Genomic DNA, 25,858 nt, shown 5'->3' on the forward strand with positions numbered 1-25,858 from the left:
GTTTCGACCGGAAACAGCGATCTTGGCCAATCGGGCGCGACCCGACCCGCCGCGAACGCGGGTCCAGGCCCGGCCGCAGGAGACGCCGGGGTCAGCCGAGGGCGGTGGACAGGTCCGCGAGCAGGTCGTCGATGGTCTCGATGCCGACGGACAGGCGGACCAGGTCGGCGGGGACCTCCAGCTCGGACCCGGCGACGCTGGCGTGCGTCATCTTCCCGGGGTGCTCGATCAGCGACTCGATCCCGCCCAGCGACTCGGCCAGCGTGAACACCTTCGTCGTGTTGCAGACCCGCTCGGCGGCGGCCGCGTCGCCCATCCGGAAGCTGATCATGCCGCCGTACCGGCGCATCTGCTTGCCGGCCAGCTCGTGCCCGGGGTGCTCGGGCAGGCCCGGGTAGAGCACCTGGGTCACCTTCGGGTGCCGGGTGAGGAACTCGGCCACCTTCTCCGCGTTGTCGCAGTGCCGCTCCATGCGTACGGCCAGCGTCTTCACCCCGCGCAGGGTGAGCCAGGCGTCGAACGGCCCGTTCACCGCGCCCATGGCGTTCTGGTGGAACTTCAGCTCGTCGCCCAGCCCCGCGTCGTTCAGCACGAGCGCCCCGCCGACGACGTCGGAGTGCCCGCCCACGTACTTCGTGGTCGAATGCACCACGACGTCCGCCCCGAGCGCCAGCGGCTGCTGCAGGTACGGGCTCGCGAACGTGTTGTCGACCACCAGCAGTGCGTGCGCGTCGCGGGCGACGGCCGCCAGGCCCGCGATGTCGGCGATGTTGAGCAGCGGGTTGGTCGGCGTCTCGACCCAGATCATCTTCGTGTTCGGGGTGACCTTGGCGCGCACGTCGTCGACGTCGGAGATCCGGGCCGCCGTCCAGGACAGGCCCCAGCGCGCCGCCACCTTCGCGAACAGGCGGAACGTGCCGCCGTACGCGTCATCGGGAATGATCACGTGGTCGCCGGGCTTGCACACGGTGCGGATCAGCGTGTCCTCGGCGGCCAGGCCGCTTGCGAACGCCAGACCCCGCGAGCCGCCCTCCAGCGCCGCGAGGCACTCCTGGAGGGAGTCGCGGGTCGGGTTGCCGGAGCGGGAGTACTCGTACCCCAGCCGGGGCGCGCCGACGGCGTCCTGCTGGTAGGTCGACGTCTGGAAGATCGGCGGGATCACCGCACCGGTGCGCTCGTCCGGCTCCTGACCCGCGTGGATGGCGAGCGTTTCAAACCCGTAAGACATTCCCCCAGCGTAGAGGAGCAGACTGGAACCATGTTCCTTCGCCACAAGAAGCTCGATGTCGTCAACGCCGCCGAGGCCCTGCCCGGCCGCGACACCCCGATCGAGGCGCCCGCCAAGCACTACGTGCTGGGCACGCCGATGAAGGGCCCCTGGCCCGCCGGGATGCAGGTCGCCGTCGTGGGCATGGGCTGCTTCTGGGGAGCCGAGCGCCTCTTCTGGAAGCTGGACGGCGTCTACTCGACCTCCGTCGGGTACGCCGGCGGCATCACCCCGAACCCCACCTATCAGGAGGTCTGCTCGGGCTACACCGGGCACACCGAGGCAGTGGAGATCGTCTTCAACCCCGAGATCATCTCGTACGCCGAGATCCTGCGGGTCTTCTGGGAGAACCACGACCCCACGCAGGGCATGCGGCAGGGCAACGACATCGGTACGCAGTACCGGTCGGCGATCTACACGACCAGCGACGAGCAGCTCAAGGAGGCGCTCGCCGCGCGTGACGCGTTCCAGCCGGTGGTGAGCGCGTCCGGCTACGGCCAGATCACCACGGAGATCGCGCCGCTGCAGCACTACTACTACGCCGAGGACTACCACCAGCAGTACCTGGCGAAGAACCCCGACGGTTACTGCGGCATCGGCCCGAACGGCATGAGCTGCCCGATCGGCGTGGCGAAGACCGACGCCTGACCAGCCCGGGCCTGAGCCCGGGCAGCGTAGATCGCTGTTTCGTGTCAAGAACCGTGGTCCAGCCACACTTTCTGACACGAAACAGCGATCTCCCCCGTCCATCCCGGACCGGCAGCCGGCCCGCGTCCTCAGACCTCGGTGAGGGACACGTCCGAGGTCATCCGGCGGCGGTAGCCGACCACCCGCTCCGGTCCGTGCAGCCGGACCCGCACGGTGTGCCTGATGTCGGCGCTGGACGCGCCGAACCGCAGTTCGAGCTCGCCCGGCTCGACGATGCGGCGGCCCTCGCGGCCGGTATACGCGGCGAGGTCGGCGGGCACCGTGAACGCGACCCGGCGCGCCTGACCGGGTTCGAGGGGCACCCGGGCGTACCCGATGAGCCGGATCACCGGCCGGGTCACCTGCGCCACCGGGTCGTGCAGGTAGAGCTGCACGACCTCGGTGCCGGCCCGGTCGCCCTCGTTGCGCACGGTCAGCGCGACCCGCACCGCCCCGTCGGTGGGGCAGCTCAGCGGCTCGGCGACGGTCTCGCCGGTCCAGCCGAAGCGGGTGTACGACAGCCCGTGGCCGAACGGGTACAGCGGCGTCGGGTCGACCGTGCTCACCTCGGTGGCGTGGCCGAGCGGCGGGGCGAGGTAGCCGGCGGGCTGCCCGCCCGGGTGCCGCGGGACGCCGACCGGCAGCCGCCCGGACGGGTTGACCCGTCCCCCGAGCACCCCGGCGACGGCGGGCCCGCCCTCCTGGCCGGGGAAGAAGGCCTGCACCGCGGCGGCGAGCCGGCCGGAGACCGCGCCGAGCGCGTACGGGCGGCCGGTCAGCAGCACGGCGACGACCGGTGTGCCCGTGTCGAGCAGCGCGGCCAGCAGCTGCTCCTGCACGCCGGGCAGGCGCAGCTCGGCCACGTCGCAGCCCTCGCCGGAGGTGCCCTTGCCGAACAGGCCGGCCCGGTCGCCGACGGCCACCACGCACACGTCGGCCTCCCGCGCGAGCGCGACGGCCTCGGCGAACCCGGCGGTGTCCGCGCCGTCGACCGTGCAGCCGGCGGCATGGGTGATCCGCGCCTTGGGCAGCTCGGCCCGCAGCGACTCGAGCAGGGTGGGCGCGGCGACGCCGAGCGGCAGGCCGGGGTGGTGCAGCCCGACGTGGCGCGGGAAGGTGTAGCAGCCGAACAGGCCGTCGGTGTCGTCGGCAAGCGGCCCGACCAGCGCGATGGAGGCTTCGGGGCGCAGTGGCAGCACGCCGTCGTCGGCCAGCAGGATCACCGACTCCTCGGCGACCTGCCGGGCCAGCTCCCGGGCCGCGGGCGGGTCCAGGTCGACCGGCTCCGGGCCGGGCGGGGCCCAGTCCGGGTCGAGCAGGCCGAGCTCGCACTTCTGCCGCAGCACGCGGCGCAGCGCGCGGTCCACCAGGGTGATCGAGACGGTGCCGGCGGCGATCGCGTCGCGCAGCGGGCGGCCGAAGCAGCGCACGATGGGCAGCTCCACGTCGACCCCGGCGGACAGCGCCTGCCCGGCGGCGTCGCCGTGATCGGCGGCGACGCCGTGCAGCGAGTGCAGGAAGGTGACGCCGAAGTAGTCGGCGACCACCGTCCCGTCGAAGCCCCAGGCGCCGCGGAGCAGGTCGGTGAGCAGCCGCCGGTCCGCGGCCGCGGGCACGCCGTCGATCTCGGCGTACGAGTGCATCACCGAGCGCGCGCCGCCGTCGCGTACCGCCAGCTCGAACGGGGGCAGCATGACGTCGGACAGCTCGCGCGGGCCCATCGCGACGGGGCCGAAGTTGCGGCCGGCCCGGGAGGCGGAGTAGCCCGCGAAGTGCTTGAGCGTGGCCACGATCCCGGCGGACTGCAGGCCGCGCACGTACGCGGTGCCGACGGTGGCCACCAGGTAGGGGTCCTCGCCGATGGTCTCCTCGGTGCGCCCCCAGCGGGGGTCGCGGCTCACGTCGAGCACCGGCGCGAGCCCCTGGTGCACGCCGACGGCGCGCATGCCCTGCCCGATGGCGGCGGCCATCCGCTCGACCAGCGCCGGGTCGAAGGTGGCGCCCCAGGCCAGCGCGGTCGGGAAGATCGTCGCGCCGTGCGCGGTGAACCCGGTCAGGCACTCCTCGTGCACCAGCGCGGGGATGCCGAACCGTCCGGCAGTGACGATCGCCTCCTGCAGCCCGGCCAGCCGGGCCATGCCCTCGGCGGGGGTCACCGGGGCGGTGCCGAACGGGCGGGTGAGCTGGCCGAGCCCGTCGGTGATGAGCTGTGCCCAGTCGAAGTCGGCGTCGACCATGTCCTGCTGGAACGGGGCGACGTCCTCGCCGGCCGCGCCGGCGCCGGGCCAGACGCTGTAGAGCTGCGCGATCTTCTCGGCGGTGGTCAGGCGGCGCATCAGGTCGTCGACCCGCTGCTCGACCGGCAGCGCCGGGTCCCGCCAGGGCTGGTGTCCGGGATCGCCGTCCTCGGTGACGGATCCGGTCGCGGTGGTGGCGTCCTCGTGGGTCGGCATCGCCCTGCCTGTCTTCCACCCGGAAGCGCGACCGCACTTCCGGTACTTTCCGGTATCCGTTCCGATCTGCCGGCACGCCGGCCCACGCACCCTAACACCGCACACCCGCTACCAGACAAGGGTTGAGCGTGAATTTGTCGGGTCGTCCGTCGAATTCGGAGGGCGCCGACCGGGCTCCGAAACTTTCGGCGATGCGCCATCCCGGGAGGTCGAGCCTGCCGCGTTCACCAGCGCTGTCCACAATGGTTACGGAAGTCTTCCGGAAGTCTTTCCAGCGCCTCGCGGGTGCCGCCCCGCCTCAGCTTGGATCATGGACGGGGCGCGCCGAGGGGTAGCGTGCCTGGCATGACGCTGACGATCCGCCCCGGCCACACCCCGGCCGATGTGGCCGCCGTCGCGCTGCTGCACACCCTCAGCCGCCGCGACGCGTACCGCGACCTGCTCACGCCCGCCGAACTGGCCGAGGTCACCGTGGAGCGGCAGCACCAGAGCTGGTCGCAGCGGTGGGCCGCCGAGTCGGACACGCACCGCATGCACCTGGCCGAACGCGACGGCGAGCTGCTCGGCTTCTGCTACCTCGGGCCCGCCGACCCGGCGGCGGAGCAGGCGCCACCGGGCACCGGCATGCTCAACGCGATCCACGTCCGCCCCGACGCCGTCGGCAGCGGGGTCGGCCTGGCGCTGATGCGGACCTGCCTGGCCGGGTTCGCCGACCTGGGCCACACCCGGGCCATGCTGTACGTGGTCCGCGAGAACGACCGGGCGCGCCGCTTCTACGAGCGCGGCGGCTGGGCCGCCGACGGCGTGGCGCGGGAGACCATGATCGGCTCGGCTTCGGTGCCGATCGTCCGGTACGCCCGCGCCATCCCCTGACCGGCGCCCGGTCACCCGCCGTCGGGCGATCCGTGACGGCGACGCTGGGCCGGGTGGGTCGGCGTGGTGTCGGACTCGGCTGGAATCCGCCGGCCGCGGGCCGTCAGCGGCCCGCGTCCCGTGCGGGGCCGGTAACCTCCCCGCATGACGATGATCTCCGCAGCGGTGCGGCCGTGAGCCGGGAGCTGATCGTGCTCGGCACCGCCAGCCAGGTGCCCACCCGGCAGCGGGCGCACAACGGATACCTGCTGCGCTGGGACGACCAGGGCATCCTGTTCGACCCGGGCGAGGGCTGCCAGCGGCAGCTGCTGCTGGCCGGAGCGGCCGCGAGCGACATCACCCGGATCTGCGTCACCCACTTCCACGGCGACCACTGCCTGGGCCTGCCCGGCATCGTGCAGCGGCTGTCGCTGGACCGGGTGCCGCACGAGGTGCCGGTCCACTTCCCGGGCTCCGGGGCGGAGTTCCTGGCCCGGCTGCGCCACGCCAGCCACTTCCACGACCTGGCCCGCATCGCCGAGTGCCCGGTGGACGGCGACGGCGTGGTGGCGCAGGGACCGTTCGGCACGATCACCGCACGGCGGCTGAACCACCCCGTCGAGTCGTACGGCTACCGCCTGGCCGAGCCGGACGGCCGCCGCATGCTGCCCGAGCGCCTCGCCGAGCTGGGCGTACGCGGGCCGGACGTGGGCCTGCTGCAGCGCGCGGGCTCGGTGGTGGCCGGTGGGCGGCTGGTGACCCTGGCCGAGGCCAGCGAGCCCCGCCCGGGGCAGGTGGTCGCGTTCGTGATGGACACCGGCTGGTGTGACAACGCGATCCGGCTCGCCGAAGGGGCCGACCTGCTGGTCATCGAGTCGACGTTCCTGGAGTCGGAGGCGGCGCTGGCCGCCGAGGCGGGTCACCTCACCGCTGCCCAGGCCGCCCGGATCGCGACCGAGGCGGGCGTACGCAGGCTCGTGCTCACCCACTTCTCGCAGCGCCACCCGGACGCGTCGGTGTTCGGCCAGGAGGCCGCGGCGCACTTCGACGGGGACATCGTGGTCGCCGAGGAGCTGGCGCGCGTGCCGGTGCCGGCGCGGCGGGCCTGAACGAGATCGGGGCGAGGGTACGCAACCGGACTGCGGGGAACCGGAGATCACGTACCCTCGCCCACTGACGCACCTGCACGGCCGGGGAGAACGCCTGGCCGGAGGCGTCGGAACCGACGGAGGCATGTCGGCTCTCGATCAGCCGTGCTGGTGCACGCGGGACGCCTACGCTGGCGGAGCGCAGACGGCGTCGCCGCGGGACGGGCGTTCACCGATCGCGCCGGGGGACGGCGGGACCGGGTCACACCCGGGTTGGCTAGTCGAAGTGGCTCCTGCGGGTGCCGTTTCGCATGATGGAGCCGCCCCGCTCGCCAAGGTCGGCACGCCAGCCGGGCAGCGAGCGCAGCCCGTTGAGGTCATGCCGTACGGTCCAGGCCTGCCGCCAGTGGCGGCTGGCCGCGTCCGCGCGCTCGGCGAGCCGCCGCGGCGGGCACGGCCAGTGCTGACCGCACCAGGTGCAGAGGTCGTCTTCGTCAGGTCGGTTATGCCGGCCGAGCAGCTGCTGCGCGTCGCGCCACAGCAGGCGGTCGGAGATGTCGGACGGTTCGATGTGGCTGATGTCGGTGGATAGTGCATGGTCGACGGTGACCACGTTTCACTTCCCCTCGGTTGCACTGTCGCTTCCGTACGCTTAGTCAACACTCGCGGCAAGCCCGACAGTCGGACAGCGTGTGCGATTGCCGCCCGGAAGGCTCAGAAATTGCGGCGAAGCGCCCGTCGACCAGCGGTTATCCACACCAGCAGGGCGAGCCCGACCAGCAGCAGCGAGACCCCGAACCACGTCACTGGGCGTGACGCCAGCGCCGCCAGCCGCGTACGCACCGTCTCCGCGGAGGGGCTCGCCGAGCCCGCCGGGGCACCGGCGATCGGCTGCTCCGGGTCCACCGCGGGATCCGGCGACCAACTCGGCGCCAGGCTGGGCGTCGCGGACGGCGAGGCGGACGGAGTCGCCCCGCAGTCGACCTCATCCGGGAACCGTTCCGCCAGGACAGCGTGGGCGGCGGCCGCCTCGGCGGGGAACCCTTCCGCGAGCACGGCGCGGGCGGCGGCCCCCTCGACCGGGAACCGTTCCGCCCGGACGGCGCGGGCCTGTGTACCCCCGTTATCGGCGGTGTCCGCCTGGTGCGGCACCGGCTGGCGGGGCCGCCGGCCCGACGCCGGTCCGGCCGGCGGTGCCGGCAGGGTCACCGGCCCGAACCGCGGTGCGACCGGCGGTGCGGCGGTCCGGCTCGGCGAGGGCGGGGGCGACCACGCGGACACCTGCGGGCTCGGCAGCGGGGACAGCGACGGCGACGGGGACGGGCTCGGCGGCGGGCTGGGCGCGATGCGTACGTCGGCGAAGGGCGCGAAGATCGCGCCCGGCGGCGGCTGGGCGCCGAGCAGCAGCACCCGCTCGGCGGTCGGGAAGTGCCACAGCAGGTCGTCGAACCCGCCCCCGCCGATGATCCGCACCTGCGGGACGAACCAGGTGAACCTGTCGTTGAGCAGACCCGTGTCCACGTTGATCAGCAGCGGCGCGGCCTCGGTCGGCGGCGAGGTCAGCACCAGCTCGACCGTCCGGTTGAGGTCGTGCGCGCCGATCACCAGCACGTTCGGCTGCTCGCCGCTCACCCGGAGCAGCAGCCGGGTGCCGCGTGGCAGCGGCCGGGACAGCGGCAGGCCGTCCGGACCGCGCAGCGCGACGGTCGCGGGGCAGGCCGTCAGCGCGGCGGAGCGCGCGACGTCCCACGGGGCCGGGCTGGGCGCGGCGGCGCCTGCCGGCGCGGCGGTCAGCACCCCCGCGAGCAGCAGGGCGGCCACCACCTTGCACGACCCGCGCATAGCGGCAGGGTAACCCCGCCCCGCCCGTCGATCATGAAGTTAGGACGGCGACACACCGCCGAACCGTGCCATAAGTTCATGATCAACTCGGCGAGGGGGGTGCGCGGGTCAGCCGAGTTGGGCCAGGAGGTCTTGGCGGGTGAGGACGCCGCGGGGTTTGCCGTCGATGAGGACCATGGCGGCGTCGGCCTTCTCCAGGAGGGCGACGACCTCGGCGACGGGCTGGCCGCCACCGATCATGGGCAGGGCGGGGCCGACGTGCCGGTCCAGCGGGTCGTGCAGGGCGGCCGCGCCGGTGAACAGGGCGTCCAGCAGGTCCTTCTCGGCCACGGCGCCGGCCACCTCGCCGGTCACCACCGGCGGTTCGGCCTTCAGCACCGGCAGCTGCGAGACGCCGTACTCCCGCATGATGTCGATGGCGTCGCGGACCGTCTCGGTCGGATGCACGTGGATCAGCTCGGGCAGGCCCTTGCTGTGCGACTTGGCGGCCAGGATGTCGCCGACCGTCGCGCCGTGCTCGTCGGTGCGCAGGAAGCCGTAGCGGGCCATCCAGTCGTCGTTGAAGAGCTTGGACAGGTAACCGCGGCCGCCGTCGGGCAGCAGCACCACGACCACGTCGCCGGGCTGCGCGCGCTCGGCGACCCGCAGCGCCGCCACCGCGGCCATCCCGCAGGAGCCGCCGACCAGCAGGCCCTCCTCGCGGGCCAGCCGCCGGGTCATCGCGAACGACTCCTTGTCGGTGACCTCGATGATCTCGTCGCAGACGGTGCGGTCGTAGGTCTCCGGCCAGAAGTCCTCGCCGACGCCCTCGACCAGGTACGGCCGGCCGGTGCCGCCCGAGTACACCGAGCCCTCCGGGTCCGCTCCGATGATCTTCACGCGACCCTGGGAGACCTCCTTGAGGTAGCGGCCGATGCCGCTGATGGTGCCGCCGGTGCCGACGCCCGCCACGAAGTGCGTGATCCGGCCCTCGGTCTGCTCCCACAGCTCCGGACCCGTCTGCTCGTAGTGCGAGAGCGGGTTGTTCGGGTTGGCGTACTGGTTCGGCTTCCAGGCGCCTGGGATCTCCCGCGCGAGCCGGTCGGAGACGTTGTAGTAGGAGCGCGGGTCCTCCGGCGCCACCGCGGTCGGGCAGACCACGACCTCGGCGCCGTACGCGCGCAGCACGTTCTGCTTGTCCTCGCTGACCTTGTCAGGGCAGACGAAGACGCACTGGTAGCCCTTCAGCTGGGCGACCAGCGCGAGCCCGACCCCGGTGTTGCCACTGGTCGGCTCGACGATGGTGCCACCCTGCTTGAGCAGCCCGTCGCGCTCGGCCGCCTCGACCATGCGCAGGGCGATGCGGTCCTTGACCGAACCGCCCGGGTTCAGGTACTCGACCTTGGCCAGCACGGTGGGGCCGGCGGGATCGGTGACATTCCTGAGCTTGACCAGTGGGGTGTTGCCGATCAGCTCGACGACGTTCTCGTAGTAGCGCACGCGTCAAGCGTAGACCGGCACTGAATTGACGTTAAGCGACCTCGCCGTCGATGACGCCGGTGCCGACCGGCGCCTTTCCGCCGTTCTCCCACATGAGGAAGCGATCCGTCTCGCTCAGCAGCGCTCCGGCGATCCAGGTAATGATGATCATGTCGTCGGCGAGCCCGAACAGCAGGAAGAAGGCCTCCGGCACCACGTCGACCGGCGACGCGACGTACGCCGTGGCCGCTGTGATCAACATGATCCTGCCGAGACCGTCGTAGCGGCCGCGCAGCGAGGCGTACATCATCCGCGGCATCGCGGCCAGGCGGTCCGTCATGCCGATGTCACTGCCACTGCCCTTGATCAACGCCTTCCACAGCGCGGTGAACGCCGCGGTACGACGCAGTGTGCGTCCCATCTCGTCTCGCCTCCATCAGAGCGCAACCTAGGAGCGCTACCTTTCTCGCTATGAGCGAGCGTTACCAGCGCGCGAGTCGCTGGGTACGTAGGAGCCTCAGAGAGGGAGCCCGGGATTCGGGCCTCCAGAGTGAGGCGGGTTCACTATGAGCGAGCGTACTTCGCCCGGGGCCGTGACGGCACGCCGTCGCGGCAGGGATCTGGCCAGGATCGCCGTGTACGGCGGCGGCGCGCTGACCGCGCTGGGCCTGGCCACCTTCGGAGTACTGGTGGGCCAGGTGGAGGCGGCCCGGCGGACCATCCCCATCGCGCAGGCCCCGCCGCCGCGCTCCGACGGCCTCTACGGCAGGCGGTACGCCGGACGGCCGCTGCGCATGGTCATGCTCGGCGACTCCTGTGCCGCCGGGTTCGGCGCGCTGCGCGCGCGGCAGACCCCGGCCGCGCTGATCGCCACCGGGCTGTCCCGCCGCCTGGAGCAGCCGATCCAGCTGCACAGCCTGGCCGTCGTGGGCGCCACCTCCGGCATGCTGGTGCACCAGGTGGACGAGGCGCTGGAGCTGGCGCCCGAGCTCGCGGTGATCCTGATCGGAGCCAACGACATCACCCACCGGGCCGGGCAGGCCGTCTCGGTGCGCCACCTCGCCGACTCGGTGCGCCGGCTGCGCCAGGCGGGCGCCACCGTGGTCGTGGGCACCTGCCCCGATCTCGGCGCGGTGCAGCCGATCCGGCCGCCGCTGCGCTGGCTGGCACGCAGCTGGAGCCGCCAGCTCGCGGCCGCGCAGACCGTGGCCGTGGTGGAGGCGGGCGGGCGCACCGTCTCGCTCGGCGAGCTGCTCGGGCCGACGTTCTCCGCCCAGCCGCACCGCCTGTTCGCCCGGGACCGTTTCCATCCGTCCGCCGAGGGCTACGCGCTGGCCGCGTCCGTGCTGCTGCCGACCGTGGTCGCCGCGCTGCGCAGCCCGGCCGACCCACAGCGGGTGGAAGCGGGCGCACAAACGGCCGCGGACGGGGTACGGTCGCTGCCACAGGCCGCGGTCGAGGCGGCACGCCACGCCGGCACCGAGGTGAGCGGCGTACGCGTGGACGGACGCGATCGCGGTCCGGCCGGCCGGTGGGCGCAGCTGCGCCGCCGGATGTGGGAGGTCGTCCGCCAGGGCGAGGCACCCGTCCCGCCCGGCACGATGAACCCGGCGAACGTAGTGGAGCAGGCGTGAGCGAGCGCAGCGAGCGAACCAGGCGGTCTGTGGCCGGTGCCGCCGACGAGCGCAGCAGGCAGCAGGCGCGGACCAGGCGGCCGGTGGCCGGTCGTGCCGCCGACGAGCGCAGCGAGGAGAAGGCATGACGTCCATGGCGCGCAGGATCGGCAAGGCCGCGGCGATCACACTCGTCGCGGGCACGGTCGGCGGCGCGGCGCTGCTGGCGGCGGAGGCGGTGCTGGCGCGCACCCGCCGCTACGCCAAGCCCGAGCTGGGCCTCGCGCTGCGCACCACGATCGGCGCCGAGACCGCTCCCCCGCTGCGGCTGGTCATGCTCGGCGACTCGGCCGCCCTCGGCGTGGGCGTGGACCGGGTCGCCGACACGGTCGGCGGCCAGCTCGCCGCGCTGCTGTCCGGCGGGCAGGCCGGCCAGGGCCGCCCGGTGGCGCTGTCCAGCGTCGGGGTGGCCGGCTCGCGCTCCTCGGATCTGGCCACGCAGGTGGCCCGCTGCCTGCTCGGCGACCGGCCGGACGTGGCCGTGATCCTGGTCGGCGGCAACGACGCGATCACGCTGCGCCGCCCCGCGGACGCCGCGGCGTACCTGGGTGCGGCGGTGCGGCGGCTGCGCGAGGCCGGGGTGGAGGTCGTCGTGGGCACCTGCCCGGACCTCGGCGCCACCCGCGCCATCGCCCCGCCGCTGCGGCAGGTCGTCGGCTTCCTGGGCCGCCGGGTGGCCCGGGCGCAGGTGCGCGCGGTGCACGCCTCCGGGGGCGCCGTGGTGGACCTCGCCGCCGAGACGGGCGCGGTGTTCCGCGCCGACCCGAACACGCTGTCGGCCGACCGCTACCACCCCTCCGCGGACGGCTACCGCGTCTGGGCGTACGCCCTGCTGCCCGCCGTCGCCCACGCCGCCGGCGTCACCCCCCGCCTCCCCTGAAGATCATCCGACTTGCCTGGCACATGGGCGTAACGTGGCCGCCCATTCGCCCATGTGCCTGGCAAGTCGGATGATCACGCAGGGCCGTGACGACTTTCTCACGTGGTCTGGTGGGGCAAGTTACCGACGAGTTAACGTTCGTTCATGTCTGATGCTGTCATCGTCGCCACCGCCCGCTCGCCCATCGGCCGGGCCGGCAAGGGCTCCCTGAAGGACCTGCGCGCCGACGATCTCACCGCCACCATCGTCCGGGCCGCCCTCGACAAGGTCCCGGCCCTGGACCCGGCCGAGATCGACGACCTCTACCTGGGCTGCGGCCTGCCCGGCGGCGAGCAGGGCTTCAACATGGGCAAGGTGGTCTCCACCCTGCTCGGGCTGGACTCGCTGCCGGCCGCCACGATCACCCGCTACTGCGCGTCCTCGCTGCAGACCACCCGGATGGCGTTCCACGCGATCAAGGCGGGCGAGGGCGACGTGTTCCTCTCCGCCGGTGTCGAGATGGTGTCCCGGTACGCCCGCGGCAACTCCGACTGGCTGCCCCCGGACGCGGCCGCCGCCGTCGGAGGGAGCTGGAACAACCCGCGCTTCGACGCGGCGCAGGCGCGCTCGGCGCAGCGCGCCGGCGAGGGCTCGCCGGTCTGGACCGACCCGCGCGAGCAGGGCGAGCTGCCCGACATCTACCTGACCATGGGCCAGACCGCCGAGAACCTGGCCCAGGTGCACGGCGTCACCCGCGAGGACATGGACGCGTTCGGCGTACGGTCGCAGAACCTGGCCGAGCAGGCGATCAAGGACGGCTTCTGGGCCCGCGAGATCACCCCGGTGACGCTGCCCGACGGCACCGTGGTCAGCACCGACGACGGCCCGCGCCCCGGCATCACGCTGGAGGGCACCGCCACGCTGAAGCCGGTGTTCCGCCCCGACGGCCGGATCACGGCCGGCAACTGCTGCCCGCTCAACGACGGCGCCGCCGCAGTGGTGATCATGAGCGACAGCCGCGCCCGCGAGCTGGGCCTGACCCCGCTCGCCCGGATCGTCTCCACCGGCGTCACCGCGATGAGCCCCGAGATCATGGGCATCGGCCCCGTCGAGGCAACCCGGCAGGCGCTCAAGCGGGCCGGCATGACCATCGACGACATCGACCTGGCTGAGATCAACGAGGCGTTCGCGGCGCAGGTCATCCCGTCGTACCGCGAGCTGGGCCTGCCGCTGGAGAAGGTGAACGTGATGGGCGGCGCGATCGCGGTCGGCCACCCGTTCGGCATGACCGGCGCCCGGATCACCGGCACACTGATCAACAACCTGCAGTGGCACGACAAGTCCATCGGCCTGGAGACGATGTGCGTCGGCGGCGGGCAGGGCATGGCGATGATCATCGAGCGGCTGAGCTGACCCGCGCAGCCCATCTCAGGAAGGGCGCCTTCGCCGGCGGATGGCGAGCTGAGCCGCTGCTCGGCTCGCCGCGCGAGCCGGCGAAGGCACCCTTTCCTGCTCAGGTCAGCAGGGTACGCAGGGTGGCGATCTCGTCGGCGGCCGCGGTGGCCTGCTCGGCGGACGGCCCGGCCGCGATCAGGTCGGAGACGACCACGCGGAGCTGATCGGGCAGGGCCGGATCGGACAGCCTCGGCACCGGGCGGCGCTGCCCGCCGGCCAGGTCGGCGGCCCGGTCGGCCAGGCCCTGGATCAGCCGGTGCACCGGCTCGCCGCGATCGCGCCACCGCTCGGGCGTCCAGTGTCCGACCTGGTTGACCAGTAGCTCCACGGCGCGCTTCAGCTGCTCGGTGCTCACGGGGTCGATTGTCCCGGCCGGGAAACGGGCCGCCGCCCCGGGGCAGGCCCCGGGGCGGCGGTCATCGTATACGTGCTGGTGGTGACCAGGCTGCGGTCAGTCGTCGCCCTGCAGGTACGACAGCAGGCGCAGGAACTCCAGGTACATCCAGACCAGCTCGACGAGCATGCCGAACGCGCCCAGCCAGCCGTACTTGCGGGGCAGCCCGGCGGCGACGCCGTCCTCGATCTGCTTGAAGTTGACCACGAACATCAGCGCCGCGACCACGATGCAGACCAGGCTGAAGCCGATGGCGATGGGGCCACCGTCACGCAGCGGGCCGACCGACCCGGTGACGAAGTAGAGCACCACGTTGACCAGCATCACGATGCCGAGGCCGGCGGCGATGCCGATGACCACCTTCATGAACTTGGGCGTGGCACGGATGATCTTCGCCTTGTACAGCAGGGCCATGGCGAGGAACACGCCGAGCGTGGCGATGACCGCCTGCAGGACGATGCCCTCGAACAAGTACTCGTAGGCCTTGCTCACCGCGCCGAGGAAGACGCCCTCCACGACCGCGTAGCCGGCGATCACCGCGACGTTGGTGACCTGGGCGAACGAGATCACCAGGCCGACGACGAGGCCGAGGATGGCCGCCGCCCACCACACGGTGCGGACCATCTCCAGGGGCACGAGAGCCCAGGTGATCGCGGCCGAGACCGCGGTGATGGCCAGCAGCGTCACGGTCTTGACGACGACGTCGTCGATCGTCATCCGGTCGGCGTGTCCGGTCTGGACGACCTCGGGGTAGCCGTAGCCCTGGCCGTCAGCCTGCGGGTAGCCCGCCGGGGCGCCCTGGCCCGGCACGCTGTACCGCGGCTGCTGCGCCGCCGCGCTGATGCGGCCGAGCACCGGGTTGGAACTCTTCACAGCGGGTCTCGCCTCCTCCACATGGGTTGTGCCCGACAGAGTAGCGGATTAACGCACCTGCGGTGATCGACGTTTTGCTGCATGATCCTGGCCGACGGCAGACGGTCGGACAGACTAGGGGAGAGACGATGACACAGACGGTCGAGCGATTGAGCAGTGACGATTGGAAGACGTGGCGTGAGCTGCGACTGGCCGCCCTCCAGGAGGCGCCGTACGCGTTCGGCTCGACGTACGAGCGGGAGCGGGCCTTCGGCGAGCCGGAGTGGCGGGTGCGGGTGGACAGCCCGGCCGGGGCCGCCTTCGTCGCCCGGCTGGACGGCGAGCCCGTCGGCATCGCGGCCGGCTACCTGCCGCCCGACGGCGACGACGACGTGGCCATGCTGGTGGCGATGTGGGTCGACCCGGCGGCCCGAGGGCAGCGGGTGGCCGAGCGCCTCGTCACGGCGGTGGTCGACTGGGCCCGCGGCACCGGCCGGGGCGAGCTGGAGCTTGAGACCACCGCGGGCAATGACGCGGCCGCGCGGGCCTACGAGCGCTGCGGGTTCACACCCTTCGCCGGAGTGCCCAGCACCCCTGACGGCTCGGTGTGGCGACTGCCGTTGCGCTGAGCGCCAATCGACACGCCGCTTCTTTACAGAACCTTTATTAATCGACGTTGAATCGACTCTTCCGAACCGGTTGCCGGAACCTGACCAAACGGCGGCGAATTACTGCCGCAAAGCTGGCTGCCGAGGGGTGACAGACCGTCGGAGGGTCGCTATGCTCGTCCCCAACGCGCTCCAATCGCCCGCTTCCCCCGTGGCAGGCGATCGGAGCGCGTCATTTTTTGCGCGGCTTTTCCCGCGCCATTGCCGACGTCTTTCGGAGCCGCGCGGTGCGGCCATTCGGAGCGTCCGTCACGATGACGGCACGAAGCTGCCGCTGGGTGCCCGGGGCGGGGGTCGAACCCGCACGCCTTTCGGCAGTCGCTTTTAAGGCAACCGTGTCTGCCGTTCCACCACCCGGGCGCGCACGACGATGCGTGCCCCTGCCACGGTAGCGGGTGGACCCTGTCCTAGGCACGCCCGTTGTCGCCCAGCGGCGAACGGACACGTAGCGCTAGCGGAGGGTCCGCCGAGCCGCCCAGCCGGCACCGCGGCGAACGGACACGTAGCGCAGCGGAGGGTCCCGCGGAGCCGCCCAGCCTGAGCGTCCTGTGACGGCGGTTCGGCCACAGGGCGGGCTGCCCGCCGGAAGCGCTAGGGTCAAGCGCGTGACGAGCACCGTACCGGCCCTCACCACAGCCACCGACTCCCCGCTGCCCACGCAGCGGGGCGACTCGGGGGTGCCCGCGGCCGTGCCACCACGGCACCGCCCACGGTGGCCGCTCGACGCGCTGACCTGCCTGGCGTACCTGGCCCTGGCCGGGTGGCTGACCCTCGGCCTGTGGCCCGACCCGGACACCCGGACGCTGGCGCTCAACCCGCCGGACCAGATCCTCTACGAGTGGTTCCTGGCCCACGACACCACCCTGTGGAGCGGCGACTTCTCGCTCGTCACCGACCGCCTGAACGCCCCGTACGGGGTGAACCTGCTGGCCAACACCACGGTGATCCTGCTCGGCGGCCTGTTCGCCCCGGTGACCCTGGCCTACGGCGCCGCCACCACGTTCTCCCTGCTGGTCGCCCTGAACCTGGCCGGCACGGCCATCGCCTGGTATTTCCTGCTGCACCGGACGCTGGGCGCGAGCCGGATCGCGGCGGCCGTGGGCGCGGCGTTCTGCGGGTTCGCGCCGGGCATGGTGTCGCAGTCCAACAGCCACCTGCACATGACGGCCCAGTGGCTGATCCCGCCGATGCTGTGGTGCGTCGTCGCGCTGGCCCGCGCGGCCCGCGCGCAGGACGTGCACCCCCGGCGGCTGATGGCGCTCGGCGCGCTGTTCGGCCTGCTGGTGAGCCTGCAGGTGTTCATCGGCGAGGAGACGCTGTTCCTCACCGCGCTCGCGCTGGTCATCGTGACCGTGACGTACGTCGCGATGGTCCGGCCGCCGGTGCGGGTGCTGATCCGGTTCGCGGCGGGACTGCTCGTCGCCGTCGGCACCGCGGTGGTTCTGCTGGCGTACCCGCTGTGGACGCAGTTCAAAGGGCCGCAGTCGGTGGCCGACGGGGTGTTCAGCCCGTTCTACTTCTCCGCCGACCTGGCCAGCTTCACCGCCTTCTCCCCGATGACGCTGCTCGGCGACGAGTCGGCGGCCCGGCTGACCACCGGCCCGGCCGAGTACAACACGTTCCTGGGCTGGCCGCTGGTGCTGCTGTCGCTCGGGCTGCTGGTCTGGCTGCGCCGCCATCCGCTGGCGGTCGCGGTCGGCGTGGGCGCGCTGGGCATGAGCGCGCTGGCACTGGGCCCGCAGATCATGCTCCACGGCGCGCGTACGCCGCTGCCCGGCCCGTACCGCCTGCTCATGCACGTGCCGGTGGTGGACGGGGCGCTGCCGATGCGCTTCGCGCTGGCCGCCATCCCGCTGCTGGCGGTGCTGCTGGTGCTGGCCCTGGGCGAGGCCGCCCGGTCCACCCGCCGCCCGCTGCGCGTCGGTGTCCCGGTGCTGGTCGGCGCGGCGCTGCTGCCGCTGTTCCCGACCCCGCTGCCGACCGCCGACCGCGCGCCGGTGCCCGCGTTCTTCGCCGACGGGCTGTGGCGCCAGTGCGCCGGGGAGGGCGACGTGATCGTCCCCGTGCCGCTGCCGACCCCGGAGAAGCCCCTGCCCATGCGGTACGCCACCGCGGCGCAGACGGCGTTCGGGCTGCCCGAGGGCTTCTTCATCGGCCCGCACGGCAGCAACGGCAAGGCCACCATGGGCATCGGCAAGCGGCCGACGTCGTGGGTGCTCTACGAGGTGGCCCGCACCGGCACCGTGCCCGCGATCAACGACGACCACCGCCTGGACGCCCGCAAGGACCTGACCAAGTGGAACGCGTCCTGCGTGGTGCTCACCCCCGAGCACCCCCGCCGGGCCGAGCTGCTGCGCACCCTGGAGGCCCTGCTCGGCCCCGGCACCCCGTCCGCCGACGTCGTCTACTGGCCCCGCACCTGGTGAACCCGCCTGCATGAGCAAAGCTCCGTTCGCAGCACGAACGGAGCTTTGCTCATGGAAAACGAGTTACGGCTGCTGGGTGGGTTCGGTGACCTGGGCGAAGGGGTCCATGGGCTGGTGCAGGGCGCCCAGGGAGACCACCTCGCGCTTGAGGAACAGCGCCAGGGTCCAGTCCGCGATGACGCGCACCTTGCGGTTCAGCGACGGGATGCGGCTCATGTGGTACGTGCGGTGCATGAACCACGCGGTCACGCCCTTGGCCTTGAAGCCGTAGACGTGCGCCACGCCCTTGTGCAGGCCGAGGCTGGCCACCGAGCCGACGTGCTTGTGCCGGTACTCCCGGATCCCCCGGCCGCGCACGGTGGCGATCAGGTTGTCCGCCAGGCGCCGGGCCTGCCGCACCGCGTGCTGCGCGCTCGGCGAGCACATCTCGCCCGCGGCGGCGGTGAGGTCCGGCACGGCGGCGCAGTCGCCCGCGCTCCATGCGCCCTCGACGACCTGGTCGCCGTCCACCACGCGCAGTGTCGCGTCGCAGGTGAGCTTGCCCTGTGCGGTGCGCGGCAGGTCGGTCGCCGCGATCATCGGGTGCGCCTTGACGCCCGCGGTCCACACGATGGTGTCCGCGGCGAACTCGCCGCCGTCGGACAGCTTCACCACGCCGTCGACGCAGGAGTCGAGCCGGGTGCCCAGGCGCAGGTCCATGTTGCGCTTGAGCAGCGCCTCCACCGTGTACGCGCCCATCTGCGGGCCGACCTCGGGCAGCACCCGCTGCGTCGCCTCGACCAGCACCCAGTGCATGTCGTCGGCCTTGAGCTCCGGGTAGTAGCGCAGCGCGTCGCGGGCCATGTCCTCCATCTCGCCGAGCGCCTCGACGCCGGCGAAGCCCGCGCCGACGACCACGAAGGTCAGCGCCCGCTTGCGGGTCTGCTCGTCGGTGGTGGCGGCCGCGATGTCGAGGCACTCCAGCACGTGGTTGCGCAGCCAGATGGCCTCGCCGATGGTCTTGAAACCGACGGCGTGCTCGCGCAGGCCCGGGATGGGCAGGGTGCGCGACACGCTGCCGGGCGCGACGATGATGTGGTCGTACGGGATCTCCCGGGACGGACCGACGACCGGCTGCACCGTGGCGATCTTGCGAGAGTGCTCGACCTTCGTCACGGAGCCGTGCACGACCTTGCAGTCGCGCAGCTCCCGGCGCAGCGGCACGACGGTGTGCCGGGGGGAGATGTTGCCGGCCGCCGCCTCGGGGAGGAACGGCTGGTAGGTCATGTGCGGCTGCGGGTCGACGACCGTGACCTCGGCCTCGCTCGCGCGCAACTTGTCCGACAGGCGGAGAGCTGCGTAGAGGCCGACGTGGCCGGCGCCCACCACCAGGATCCGTACTGGCTTCACGCACTTCACGCTACGCCCGTAGCACAGCCCTGATCAGGCGTGGAGCCTGTGATCCCGGACAGCGACGGCCGTCACCCCGCCCCGGATCAGGGGCGGCGGCCCAGCCGAGTGAGCAGCGCCACCACGGCGGCGACCACGGCCAGGCCGACCACCAGCGCCACCGTCGGGGTGGTGATGTACAGGCCGGGCAGCACGTTCACCAGCAGCAGGGTGAGCACACCCGTCGCCGCCAGCACCAGCAGTGCCCGGGTGCCCCAGCGCATGAGCACCTGGTGGTCCACGATCGCGTCGTACGGCAGCACCGCCGCCAGCGCCGCGCCGGAGTGCAGCAGGTAGAGCGCGGCCGCGGTGCCCAGCAGCCGGCCCAGCGACGGCTGCGCCAGGAACAGCATCGTGTCCGCCAGCCACATGCCGACCACGGCCAGCATGACCACGATCACCGACACCCCGCCCGGCGCGACCGCGGGCAGCGCGGCCAGCGCCACGAAGCCCAGCAGCGCCCGCGACGACAGCCCGGCCGGGGCCGCCAGCAGCAGGCCCGCGCAGGCCGCGACGAAGACCACCCCGCGGACCAGCAGCGGAGCGCCGGTGATCCGGCCCAGCTCGCGTACCTGCTGGATCAGCTGCTTCACGTGCGCACCGCCTTCGGCGCGGCGGCCAGCCGCGCGACGTCCCGGAGCACGGCGTCCAGGCTGCCCGCGCCCGCCCAGGCGACCACGGGCACGCCGTGCTCGGCCAGCTGGCCCATGGTGTTGTCCCGCTCGGCCCGCCACAGCCGGTACGACAGGTCCGTCCAGCTGTTCACGGTCGGCGAGGCCAGGTCGGTCGGCAGCGTGTCCACCGCGACCACGAAACGCCCGGAGCGCGACAGGCCCGCCAGCATCGCGGCCGAGCGGGCGTCCAGCAGCGGGGTCAGCACCACCACCAGCGCCGCCGCGGAGATGCCGGCCGCGAGCTGCGCCCCGCCCCGCTCCTGCGCGGTCGGGCTGGGGTGCGCGTCGAGCAGCCACTCCAGCACGGTCAGGTACTGCCGGCGGCCGCTGGCCGGGCGCAGCCGGCGCGCGGAGGCGCCGTACTCGAGCACGGAGACCCGGTCGCCGCGGTGCAGGTAGTGCTCGGCGATCGCGGCCGCCGCGCGGACCGTGCGGTCCAGCACGGAGGCGTTGCCGCCGACGCCCTCGGAACGGCCCGCGTCGGCGAGCAGGTCCAGCAGCACCACGACCTCGGCGTCGCGATCGGACAGCGTGGCGGCCACGTGCAGCCGCTCGGTGCGCAGCGACACCCGCCAGTCGACGCGGCGCAGCCGGTCACCGGGCGCGAACTGGCGTACGCCGGCCAGCTCGCCGCCCTCGCCGGGGCGGCGGGACCGGTGCTGGCCGACCAGGCCGGCCGCGCGCGGCATCGCCTCGTCTGCCTTGAACGGGTCGGTCAGCGGGTACACCTTCACGCCCAGCGCGCCGGTGACCACGGCCCGGCTGACCAGCAGCCCGTCCGCGGCGACCGCGTGCGCCGACGCGGGGCCGAGCCAGTGCCTGCCCCAGCGCGTCGCCGGGCCGGCCAGCTCGACGGCGGTGGCCACGCCGCGCGGCACGAACGTGACGTACGGGCGGTTGCCGCCGCGCGGCCCCCGCCGGGGCGCGTTCGGGTCGGCGCCGCCCTCCAGCCGCAGCCAGGGCGAGTGCTGCAGGTGCACCACGGTCAGGTCGTAGCCGACCGTGTCGCGGTTCTCCACCTCGACCGTGGCGCCCAGGTCACCACCCTCCACGGGGAACGACTCCACCGTGGACAGCCGCAGGCCGGGCAGCGAGCGCGGGCGCTTGCTCAGCGCGAACGCCACGCTCAGCGCCAGCGGCGCGGCCAGGATGACCAGGTCGGTGCGGCCCAGCAGCACGGCGGCGACCAGCAGCAGGCCGGCGACCAGCACCGCCCGGCCGAGCGCCCGGGTGGGCGCCCAGTTGTCGCCGGTGTCGGTGGACGCGACGGGCTCCAGGTCGCCCTCGCCTGGCTGGGACACCTCAGCCTCGCAGCCCGGTCGACCGGTACGGCGGCTCGCCCAGCAGGTCGTCCTCCAGCTCGGCCAGCCGGCCCCGGCTCGGGCTGGGGCGCTGGCCCGGCGCGCCGGCGTGGCTGGGCAGCGCGCCGCTGACCGGGGCGGGCGTCGCCGCCAGCACCTCGGCCACCACCGAGACCGGGTCGATGCGCTTGAGCCACATCTCCGGCCGCAGCGTGATCCGGTGCGCCAGCGCGGGCAGGGTGACCGCCTTGACGTCCTCCGGGATGACGTAGTCGCGCCCGGCCAGCGCCGCGCGCGCCCGCGACAGCAGCAGCAGGGCCAGCGAGCCGCGCGGCGACGAGCCGACCAGCACCGCGGGGTGCTCGCGGGTGGCCGCGGCCAGCGAGACCAGGTAGCGGCAGATCGAGTCCTCGACCTCGATCTCCTCCAGCCCGGCCTGCATACGCAGCAGCGTCTTGGCGTCGACGACCGGCTCGACCTCGGACTCCTCGCGGCGGCGCACCATGCGGCGGCGCAGCACGTTGAGCTCCTCGTCGGCCTCCGGGTAGCCGAACGACACCCGCAGCATGAAGCGGTCCAGCTGCGCCTCGGGCAGCGGGTAGGTGCCCTCGTACTCGATCGGGTTGGCGGTGGCGAGCACGTGGAACGGCGCGTCCAGGCGGTAGGTCACACCCTCGACGGAGACCTGCTTCTCCTGCATCGCCTCCAGCAGCGCCGCCTGCGTCTTCGGCGGCGTCCGGTTGATCTCGTCGGCGAGCAGCAGGTTCGTGAAGACCGGGCCGGCCCGGAAGGTGAAGTCGTGGGTGCGCTGGTCGTACAGGAACGAGCCGGTCACGTCGGCGGGCAGCAGGTCGGGGGTGAACTGCAGGCGCCGGAAGTCCAGGCCCAGCGCCTGCGCGAAGGTGCGCGCGGTCAGCGTCTTGCCCAGGCCGGGCAGGTCCTCCAGCAGCACGTGGCCGCCGGCCAGGATGCCCGCGAGCACCAGCTCCAGGGAGTCCCGCTTGCCCACCATCACGGTGCCGACCCGGTCGAGCACCTGCTGGGCGAGGCGTCCCACCTCAGCCGCGGGGATCGGTTGCATGCTCACAGTCTCTCCAAGGCATTGACGATCACATCGAGTTCGCGAGGGCTGGGCGGGCGTTTGGACGGCACCGTCAGGAACGTCCAGAGCGGATCACCGAGCAGCCTACGCGCGCGTTCGGGCTCGGTCGCGCGGTTGACGCCGTGGCGCTGGCGCAGCCGCTCGTCGACGAGCTCGGCCAGGCGCGGCTGCACCCGGCGCTGGAAGCGGGCCCCGTCGGTGTGGCTCCACTCGAGGATGGTCTCCCAGCGGGCGACGGCCAGGCGCAGCCCGTCGGTGACCTCCGACTGGTCCTCGGCGGCGGTCCGGCCGGCCCGGCGGGGCGGCAGCGGGGCCTTGAGCGAGCGGGCCATCCGCCACACCCCGACCACGGTCAGCGCCACCGCGAAGACCAGCGGCAGCGGCATGGTCAGGCTGAACACCTCGAGCACGATCCAGCCGGCGGCGGTCCAGCCCGCGGTGAACGCGGCGAAGCTCAGCCACCGGGTGGACGCCGTCCGCGGCGCGCGGGCCGCCACCGGCTGCTCCGGGCTGCTGAACCCGCCCAGCAGGTCGTGCAGCGAGGTGTCGTCGAGGTGGTGCTGCTCGCTCATGCCCGCTCCTCGCTGCGCTCGCTCATGCGCCCACCTCGCTGCGGGCGCCGGCGGTCAGCTCGTCGCGCAGGCGGTGCAGGGAGGCGCGGGCCTGCAGGCGCATGTCGTCGTCGACGCGGTGGGTGGCGTAGCGGGCCCGGCGGTACACGTCGGCGAAGGCGTTGAGCAGGCCCGCGTCCAGGTGGCGGCGGGTGAGCATGCGTACCACCAGGTCGGTGGCGGTGTCGTCGGGCAGGCGCGGGACGCCCGCGGCGGCGGCCGCCTGCTCCAGCCGGACCCAGCAGGCGATCACGGCGGTGCGCGGGTCCGCCGCGTCGTCGTCCAGATCGAGCAGTCCGGCGTCGAGCGCCGCGACGACCTCCTCCTCGTCGGTGAGCTGCGCGAGGCGCGTCGGCGGCTTCTCCCGGATCGCGCGGCGGCGGAACTTCGTGGTGGAGCGGGCGGCGGCGCCTAGCAGCGCGACCAGCACGGCGATCCCGATGGCCAGCAGCACGCCGAAGGCGACGATGCCCAGCCAGCCCGAGTCGGCCGCCTCCTGCGCCGTCGCGGACGGCGACGGGGTGGGGCTCAGGGCGGGCGGCGACGGCGTGGCGGTCGGCGTCGGGCTCGGCGCGGCCGACTGCTGCGGCGCGGCGCGCCCGACGGGCAGCACGGACACCGACGCCGTCGCGGCCGCCGCCATCAGCAGCGCGGCCACGGCCAGCAGCGGCCCCCAGCGACGCAACGCTCCCATGGCTCCCCGCTCCGAGATCTCGCTTCCACAACCGCCGCCGGCGGTCCGCCTCAGTCGAGGCCGGCCAGCTGCCTGGCCCGGCTCAGCACGTCGTCCAGCATCGCGGGCGTGAGCCGCCCGGTAAAGGTGTTCTGCTGGCTGACATGGTACGAGCCGAGCAGCGCGGGTCCGCGTTCCGGCCCGGGAGGTCCGCCCTCCGGGAGGACGAGGGCCCCGTGCCCGAAGGCGGGACGCGGCACCGGCGGCTTGACGCCGTACACCGTGGACAGCGTAGGCCACCAGGCCGCCCAGGCGAACGCGCCGAGCGCGAGGACCACACGCAGGGTGGGGCGCAGCAGGGTGACTTCGCGGTGCAGCCACGGCGCGCAGGTGTCCCGCTCCGCCGGGGTGGGCTTGTTGTCGGGAGGCGCGCAGCGTACGGCCGCCGCGATGCGCACGCCGGTCAGCCGCAGCCCGTCGTCGCGCCACACGCTGGTGGGCTGGTTGGCCAGCCCCGCCCGGTGCAGCGCGGCGAAGAGCACGTCACCGCTGCGGTCGCCGGTGAAGATGCGGCCGGTGCGGTTGCCGCCGTGCGCCGCCGGAGCCAGCCCGAGGATCAGGATCGGGGCATCGGCCGCCCCGAAGCCGGGGACGGGGCGCCCCCAGTACTCCTGGTCGCGAAACGCCGCCCGCTTCGTCGCGGCGACCTCCTCCCGCCAGGCCACCAGCCGGGGGCACTTGCGGCAGGCGGAGATCGCCTCGTCGAGCCGGGCCAGCTCCTCGGCACCGGTCACAGGTGCGTGCGCAGCAGTTCTACGGTGCGGGCCCAGGCGCTGGCGGCGGCCGTGGCGTTGTAGACCTCGGGCCGGTCGTCGTTGACGAACGCGTGCCGGGTGCCCGGGTAGTCGTGCACGATGCAGGTGCCGCCGGCGTCCTCGATCGCGGCGCGGGCGGTCTTGACGCCGGGGGCCGCGGAGGTGCCGTCCTCCTCGCTGCAGTGGATCATGGCGGTCTTGCCCTCGTAGCTGGCCCACTGCGGGGACATGCGCTCCCATGGCACGGCGGGGTAGAAGCCCACCGCGGCGGTGATCCGGTCGCTGAACGTGGCCGACCACAGCGCCAGGCTGCCGCCCATGCAGAAGCCGACCGCACCCACCGAGCCCGTGGTCTCGGGGCGGCCCGCCAGGTATTCGGCGGCGCCGGCGATGTCCTTGGCGGCCTGGTCCATGGCCAGGCCCATCATGAGCCGTCCGGCCTCGTCGGGCTCGGTCGTCTGCGCGCCGTGGTAGAGGTCGGGCGCGAGCGCGACGAAGCCCGCGTCGGCGAACCGGTCGGCGAGCGCGACGATGTGCGGGACCAGGCCCCACCATTCCTGGATCACGATGACCGCCGGCCCGCTGCCGGATTTCGGCAGCGCGAGGTAGCCCTCGCTGGTTCCACCGTTGCTGGGGTAGATGACCATTTCACCCATTGGTCGTCCTCCTGTCGGTCAGTCATCATTGGCTGGTCGCACAGTCGTGGCGTTCCGGGTAGCCAACCACACCGGACGGTACCGGGGAAGACAGCGGCGGCGTGGCGAAAGTTACGACTTATCGCCGTAACTCGCCACGCCGCCGCACCGGCGTTCAGCCGGAGGTGAACTCAGCTCAGGCGACCGGGCCGAGGCACAGGAACTTGCCCTTGGTCTTGCCGACCTCCATGATCGAGAAGAGGTCGGTGGTGGCGGGCCACTGGCCACAGCCGGTGTCGGAGTCGGCCTCGGTCTGGGACACGTCCTCCAGCACGCCGAGGACCTTGTACTTGGCCTCGGGCTTGTCGCAGCCGACGACCTTCATGTCGTCCGCGTCGGCGGCGTCGGTGATGCAGTCGCCGGCCTTGGCGATCTCGGTGTCGCCGCTGAGGTACTTGTACGCCAGACCGCCACCGAAGACGACCGCGGCGGCCAGGCCGTAGCCCAGGATCTTCTTGCCGATGCCGCCCGCGACGGACGACTTCTGCTCCGGCTCCGTGGACTCCGGGACCGCCGGCGTTACCTGCTCGCTCATGTGCTCTGTTCCTTCCGAGGGGATGCCCTCGTCCGGATCGAACAGCCGTG

Annotated in this window: 26 protein-coding genes and 1 tRNA gene; 9 read left to right on the top strand and 18 right to left on the bottom strand. The window is 73.1% G+C overall.

What is annotated here, in order from left to right:
* Positions 1–91 precede the first annotated feature (91 nt).
* The gene (locus tag AB0J67_RS20960; protein ID WP_363485072.1) at positions 92–1,228 is read right to left on the bottom strand and encodes a cystathionine gamma-synthase; all 1,137 of its coding nucleotides are present in this window, start codon (positions 1,226–1,228) and stop codon (positions 92–94) included.
* 30 nt (positions 1,229–1,258) lie between these two features.
* Here AB0J67_RS20960 and msrA point away from each other — a divergent pair, with 30 nt between their 5' ends.
* Positions 1,259–1,915 (top strand): peptide-methionine (S)-S-oxide reductase MsrA, encoded by a 657-nt coding sequence (gene msrA / locus AB0J67_RS20965; protein WP_363485073.1) that lies wholly within the window; start codon positions 1,259–1,261, stop codon positions 1,913–1,915.
* 128 nt (positions 1,916–2,043) lie between these two features.
* Here the strand turns inward: msrA and AB0J67_RS20970 are convergent, their stop codons facing one another.
* Positions 2,044–4,407 (bottom strand): glycoside hydrolase family 3 N-terminal domain-containing protein, encoded by a 2,364-nt coding sequence (locus tag AB0J67_RS20970; RefSeq protein ID WP_363485074.1) that lies wholly within the window; start codon positions 4,405–4,407, stop codon positions 2,044–2,046.
* A gap of 345 nt (positions 4,408–4,752) precedes the next feature.
* Here AB0J67_RS20970 and AB0J67_RS20975 point away from each other — a divergent pair, with 345 nt between their 5' ends.
* Positions 4,753–5,280: a GNAT family N-acetyltransferase gene (locus AB0J67_RS20975; protein ID WP_363485075.1), complete on the top strand. Its 528-nt coding sequence runs from the start codon at positions 4,753–4,755 to the stop codon at positions 5,278–5,280.
* Positions 5,281–5,453: 173 nt separating this feature from the next.
* Positions 5,454–6,368, top strand: a complete 915-nt coding sequence (locus tag AB0J67_RS20980; RefSeq protein WP_363485076.1) for a ribonuclease Z — start codon at positions 5,454–5,456, stop codon at positions 6,366–6,368.
* Positions 6,369–6,624: 256 nt separating this feature from the next.
* On the opposite strand, the gene AB0J67_RS20985 is transcribed toward AB0J67_RS20980, so the two are convergent.
* From AB0J67_RS20985 to AB0J67_RS21000, 4 genes are all read right to left on the bottom strand, one after another.
* On the bottom strand, positions 6,625–6,960 hold the full coding sequence (locus AB0J67_RS20985) for a hypothetical protein (RefSeq protein ID WP_363485077.1): 336 nt from the start codon (positions 6,958–6,960) through the stop codon (positions 6,625–6,627).
* A gap of 101 nt (positions 6,961–7,061) precedes the next feature.
* Positions 7,062–8,189: a choice-of-anchor A family protein gene (locus AB0J67_RS20990; RefSeq protein ID WP_363485078.1), complete on the bottom strand. Its 1,128-nt coding sequence runs from the start codon at positions 8,187–8,189 to the stop codon at positions 7,062–7,064.
* Positions 8,190–8,297: 108 nt separating this feature from the next.
* Complete coding sequence (locus AB0J67_RS20995) at positions 8,298–9,668, bottom strand: cystathionine beta-synthase (RefSeq protein WP_363485079.1); 1,371 nt, start codon at positions 9,666–9,668, stop codon at positions 8,298–8,300.
* Positions 9,669–9,699: 31 nt separating this feature from the next.
* Entirely contained in the window at positions 9,700–10,068 is a 369-nt protein-coding gene (locus AB0J67_RS21000) for a YkvA family protein (RefSeq protein ID WP_363485080.1), read from the bottom strand.
* A 145-nt stretch (positions 10,069–10,213) separates the two neighbouring features.
* Between AB0J67_RS21000 and AB0J67_RS21005 the strand changes: the two genes are divergently transcribed.
* The 4 genes from AB0J67_RS21005 (at position 10,214) to AB0J67_RS21020 (ending at position 13,592) form a co-directional block, all read left to right on the top strand.
* The gene (locus AB0J67_RS21005) at positions 10,214–11,281 is read left to right on the top strand and encodes an SGNH/GDSL hydrolase family protein (RefSeq protein ID WP_363485081.1); all 1,068 of its coding nucleotides are present in this window, start codon (positions 10,214–10,216) and stop codon (positions 11,279–11,281) included.
* Positions 11,278–11,409, top strand: a complete 132-nt coding sequence (locus AB0J67_RS21010; protein ID WP_363485082.1) for a hypothetical protein — start codon at positions 11,278–11,280, stop codon at positions 11,407–11,409. The genes AB0J67_RS21005 and AB0J67_RS21010 overlap by 4 nt, the downstream gene beginning before the upstream one ends.
* A complete protein-coding gene (locus AB0J67_RS21015; RefSeq protein WP_363485083.1) occupies positions 11,406–12,200 on the top strand; it encodes an SGNH/GDSL hydrolase family protein in 795 nt (264 codons plus the stop codon). The genes AB0J67_RS21010 and AB0J67_RS21015 overlap by 4 nt, the downstream gene beginning before the upstream one ends.
* Before the next feature lie 144 nt (positions 12,201–12,344).
* Positions 12,345–13,592, top strand: a complete 1,248-nt coding sequence (locus tag AB0J67_RS21020) for an acetyl-CoA C-acetyltransferase (protein ID WP_363485084.1) — start codon at positions 12,345–12,347, stop codon at positions 13,590–13,592.
* A 100-nt stretch (positions 13,593–13,692) separates the two neighbouring features.
* Here the strand turns inward: AB0J67_RS21020 and AB0J67_RS21025 are convergent, their stop codons facing one another.
* Together AB0J67_RS21025 and AB0J67_RS21030 are read right to left on the bottom strand one after the other, a co-directional pair.
* On the bottom strand, positions 13,693–13,989 hold the full coding sequence (locus tag AB0J67_RS21025; protein WP_363485085.1) for a hypothetical protein: 297 nt from the start codon (positions 13,987–13,989) through the stop codon (positions 13,693–13,695).
* A 96-nt stretch (positions 13,990–14,085) separates the two neighbouring features.
* On the bottom strand, positions 14,086–14,901 hold the full coding sequence (locus AB0J67_RS21030) for a Bax inhibitor-1/YccA family protein (RefSeq protein ID WP_363485086.1): 816 nt from the start codon (positions 14,899–14,901) through the stop codon (positions 14,086–14,088).
* Between the two features lie 149 nt (positions 14,902–15,050).
* Here AB0J67_RS21030 and AB0J67_RS21035 point away from each other — a divergent pair, with 149 nt between their 5' ends.
* The gene (locus tag AB0J67_RS21035; protein WP_363485087.1) at positions 15,051–15,509 is read left to right on the top strand and encodes a GNAT family N-acetyltransferase; all 459 of its coding nucleotides are present in this window, start codon (positions 15,051–15,053) and stop codon (positions 15,507–15,509) included.
* A 318-nt stretch (positions 15,510–15,827) separates the two neighbouring features.
* Here the strand turns inward: AB0J67_RS21035 and AB0J67_RS21040 are convergent.
* Positions 15,828–15,908 (bottom strand) — tRNA-Leu (locus tag AB0J67_RS21040).
* Between the two features lie 245 nt (positions 15,909–16,153).
* Between AB0J67_RS21040 and AB0J67_RS21045 the strand changes: the two genes are divergently transcribed.
* On the top strand, positions 16,154–17,974 hold the full coding sequence (locus AB0J67_RS21045; protein WP_363485088.1) for a hypothetical protein: 1,821 nt from the start codon (positions 16,154–16,156) through the stop codon (positions 17,972–17,974).
* 63 nt (positions 17,975–18,037) lie between these two features.
* Here the strand turns inward: AB0J67_RS21045 and AB0J67_RS21050 are convergent, their stop codons facing one another.
* The 9 genes from AB0J67_RS21050 to AB0J67_RS21090 all read right to left on the bottom strand — a co-directional run bounded on the left by AB0J67_RS21050 (position 18,038) and on the right by AB0J67_RS21090 (position 25,808).
* Positions 18,038–19,363, bottom strand: coding sequence for an NAD(P)/FAD-dependent oxidoreductase (locus AB0J67_RS21050; RefSeq protein WP_363485089.1), 1,326 nt, complete (start codon positions 19,361–19,363; stop codon positions 18,038–18,040).
* Positions 19,364–19,449: 86 nt separating this feature from the next.
* Positions 19,450–19,995, bottom strand: a complete 546-nt coding sequence (locus AB0J67_RS21055) for a hypothetical protein (RefSeq protein WP_363485090.1) — start codon at positions 19,993–19,995, stop codon at positions 19,450–19,452.
* On the bottom strand, positions 19,992–21,377 hold the full coding sequence (locus AB0J67_RS21060; RefSeq protein ID WP_363485091.1) for a DUF58 domain-containing protein: 1,386 nt from the start codon (positions 21,375–21,377) through the stop codon (positions 19,992–19,994). The genes AB0J67_RS21055 and AB0J67_RS21060 overlap by 4 nt, the downstream gene beginning before the upstream one ends.
* Position 21,378: 1 nt before the next feature.
* Complete coding sequence (locus AB0J67_RS21065; protein WP_363485092.1) at positions 21,379–22,458, bottom strand: MoxR family ATPase; 1,080 nt, start codon at positions 22,456–22,458, stop codon at positions 21,379–21,381.
* A gap of 2 nt (positions 22,459–22,460) precedes the next feature.
* Positions 22,461–23,051: a hypothetical protein gene (locus AB0J67_RS21070; RefSeq protein WP_363485093.1), complete on the bottom strand. Its 591-nt coding sequence runs from the start codon at positions 23,049–23,051 to the stop codon at positions 22,461–22,463.
* A gap of 22 nt (positions 23,052–23,073) precedes the next feature.
* Complete coding sequence (locus tag AB0J67_RS21075; RefSeq protein WP_363485094.1) at positions 23,074–23,784, bottom strand: DUF4129 domain-containing protein; 711 nt, start codon at positions 23,782–23,784, stop codon at positions 23,074–23,076.
* A gap of 50 nt (positions 23,785–23,834) precedes the next feature.
* Entirely contained in the window at positions 23,835–24,557 is a 723-nt protein-coding gene (locus tag AB0J67_RS21080; RefSeq protein WP_363485095.1) for a uracil-DNA glycosylase, read from the bottom strand.
* Positions 24,554–25,234, bottom strand: coding sequence for a dienelactone hydrolase family protein (locus tag AB0J67_RS21085; protein ID WP_363485096.1), 681 nt, complete (start codon positions 25,232–25,234; stop codon positions 24,554–24,556). The genes AB0J67_RS21080 and AB0J67_RS21085 overlap by 4 nt, the downstream gene beginning before the upstream one ends.
* 175 nt (positions 25,235–25,409) lie before the next feature.
* Positions 25,410–25,808, bottom strand: coding sequence for a hypothetical protein (locus AB0J67_RS21090; protein ID WP_363485097.1), 399 nt, complete (start codon positions 25,806–25,808; stop codon positions 25,410–25,412).
* Positions 25,809–25,858: the final 50 nt, after the last annotated feature.

The sequence above is a fragment of the Catellatospora sp. NPDC049609 genome (assembly GCF_040675365.1).
Classification (GTDB): domain Bacteria; phylum Actinomycetota; class Actinomycetes; order Mycobacteriales; family Micromonosporaceae; genus Catellatospora.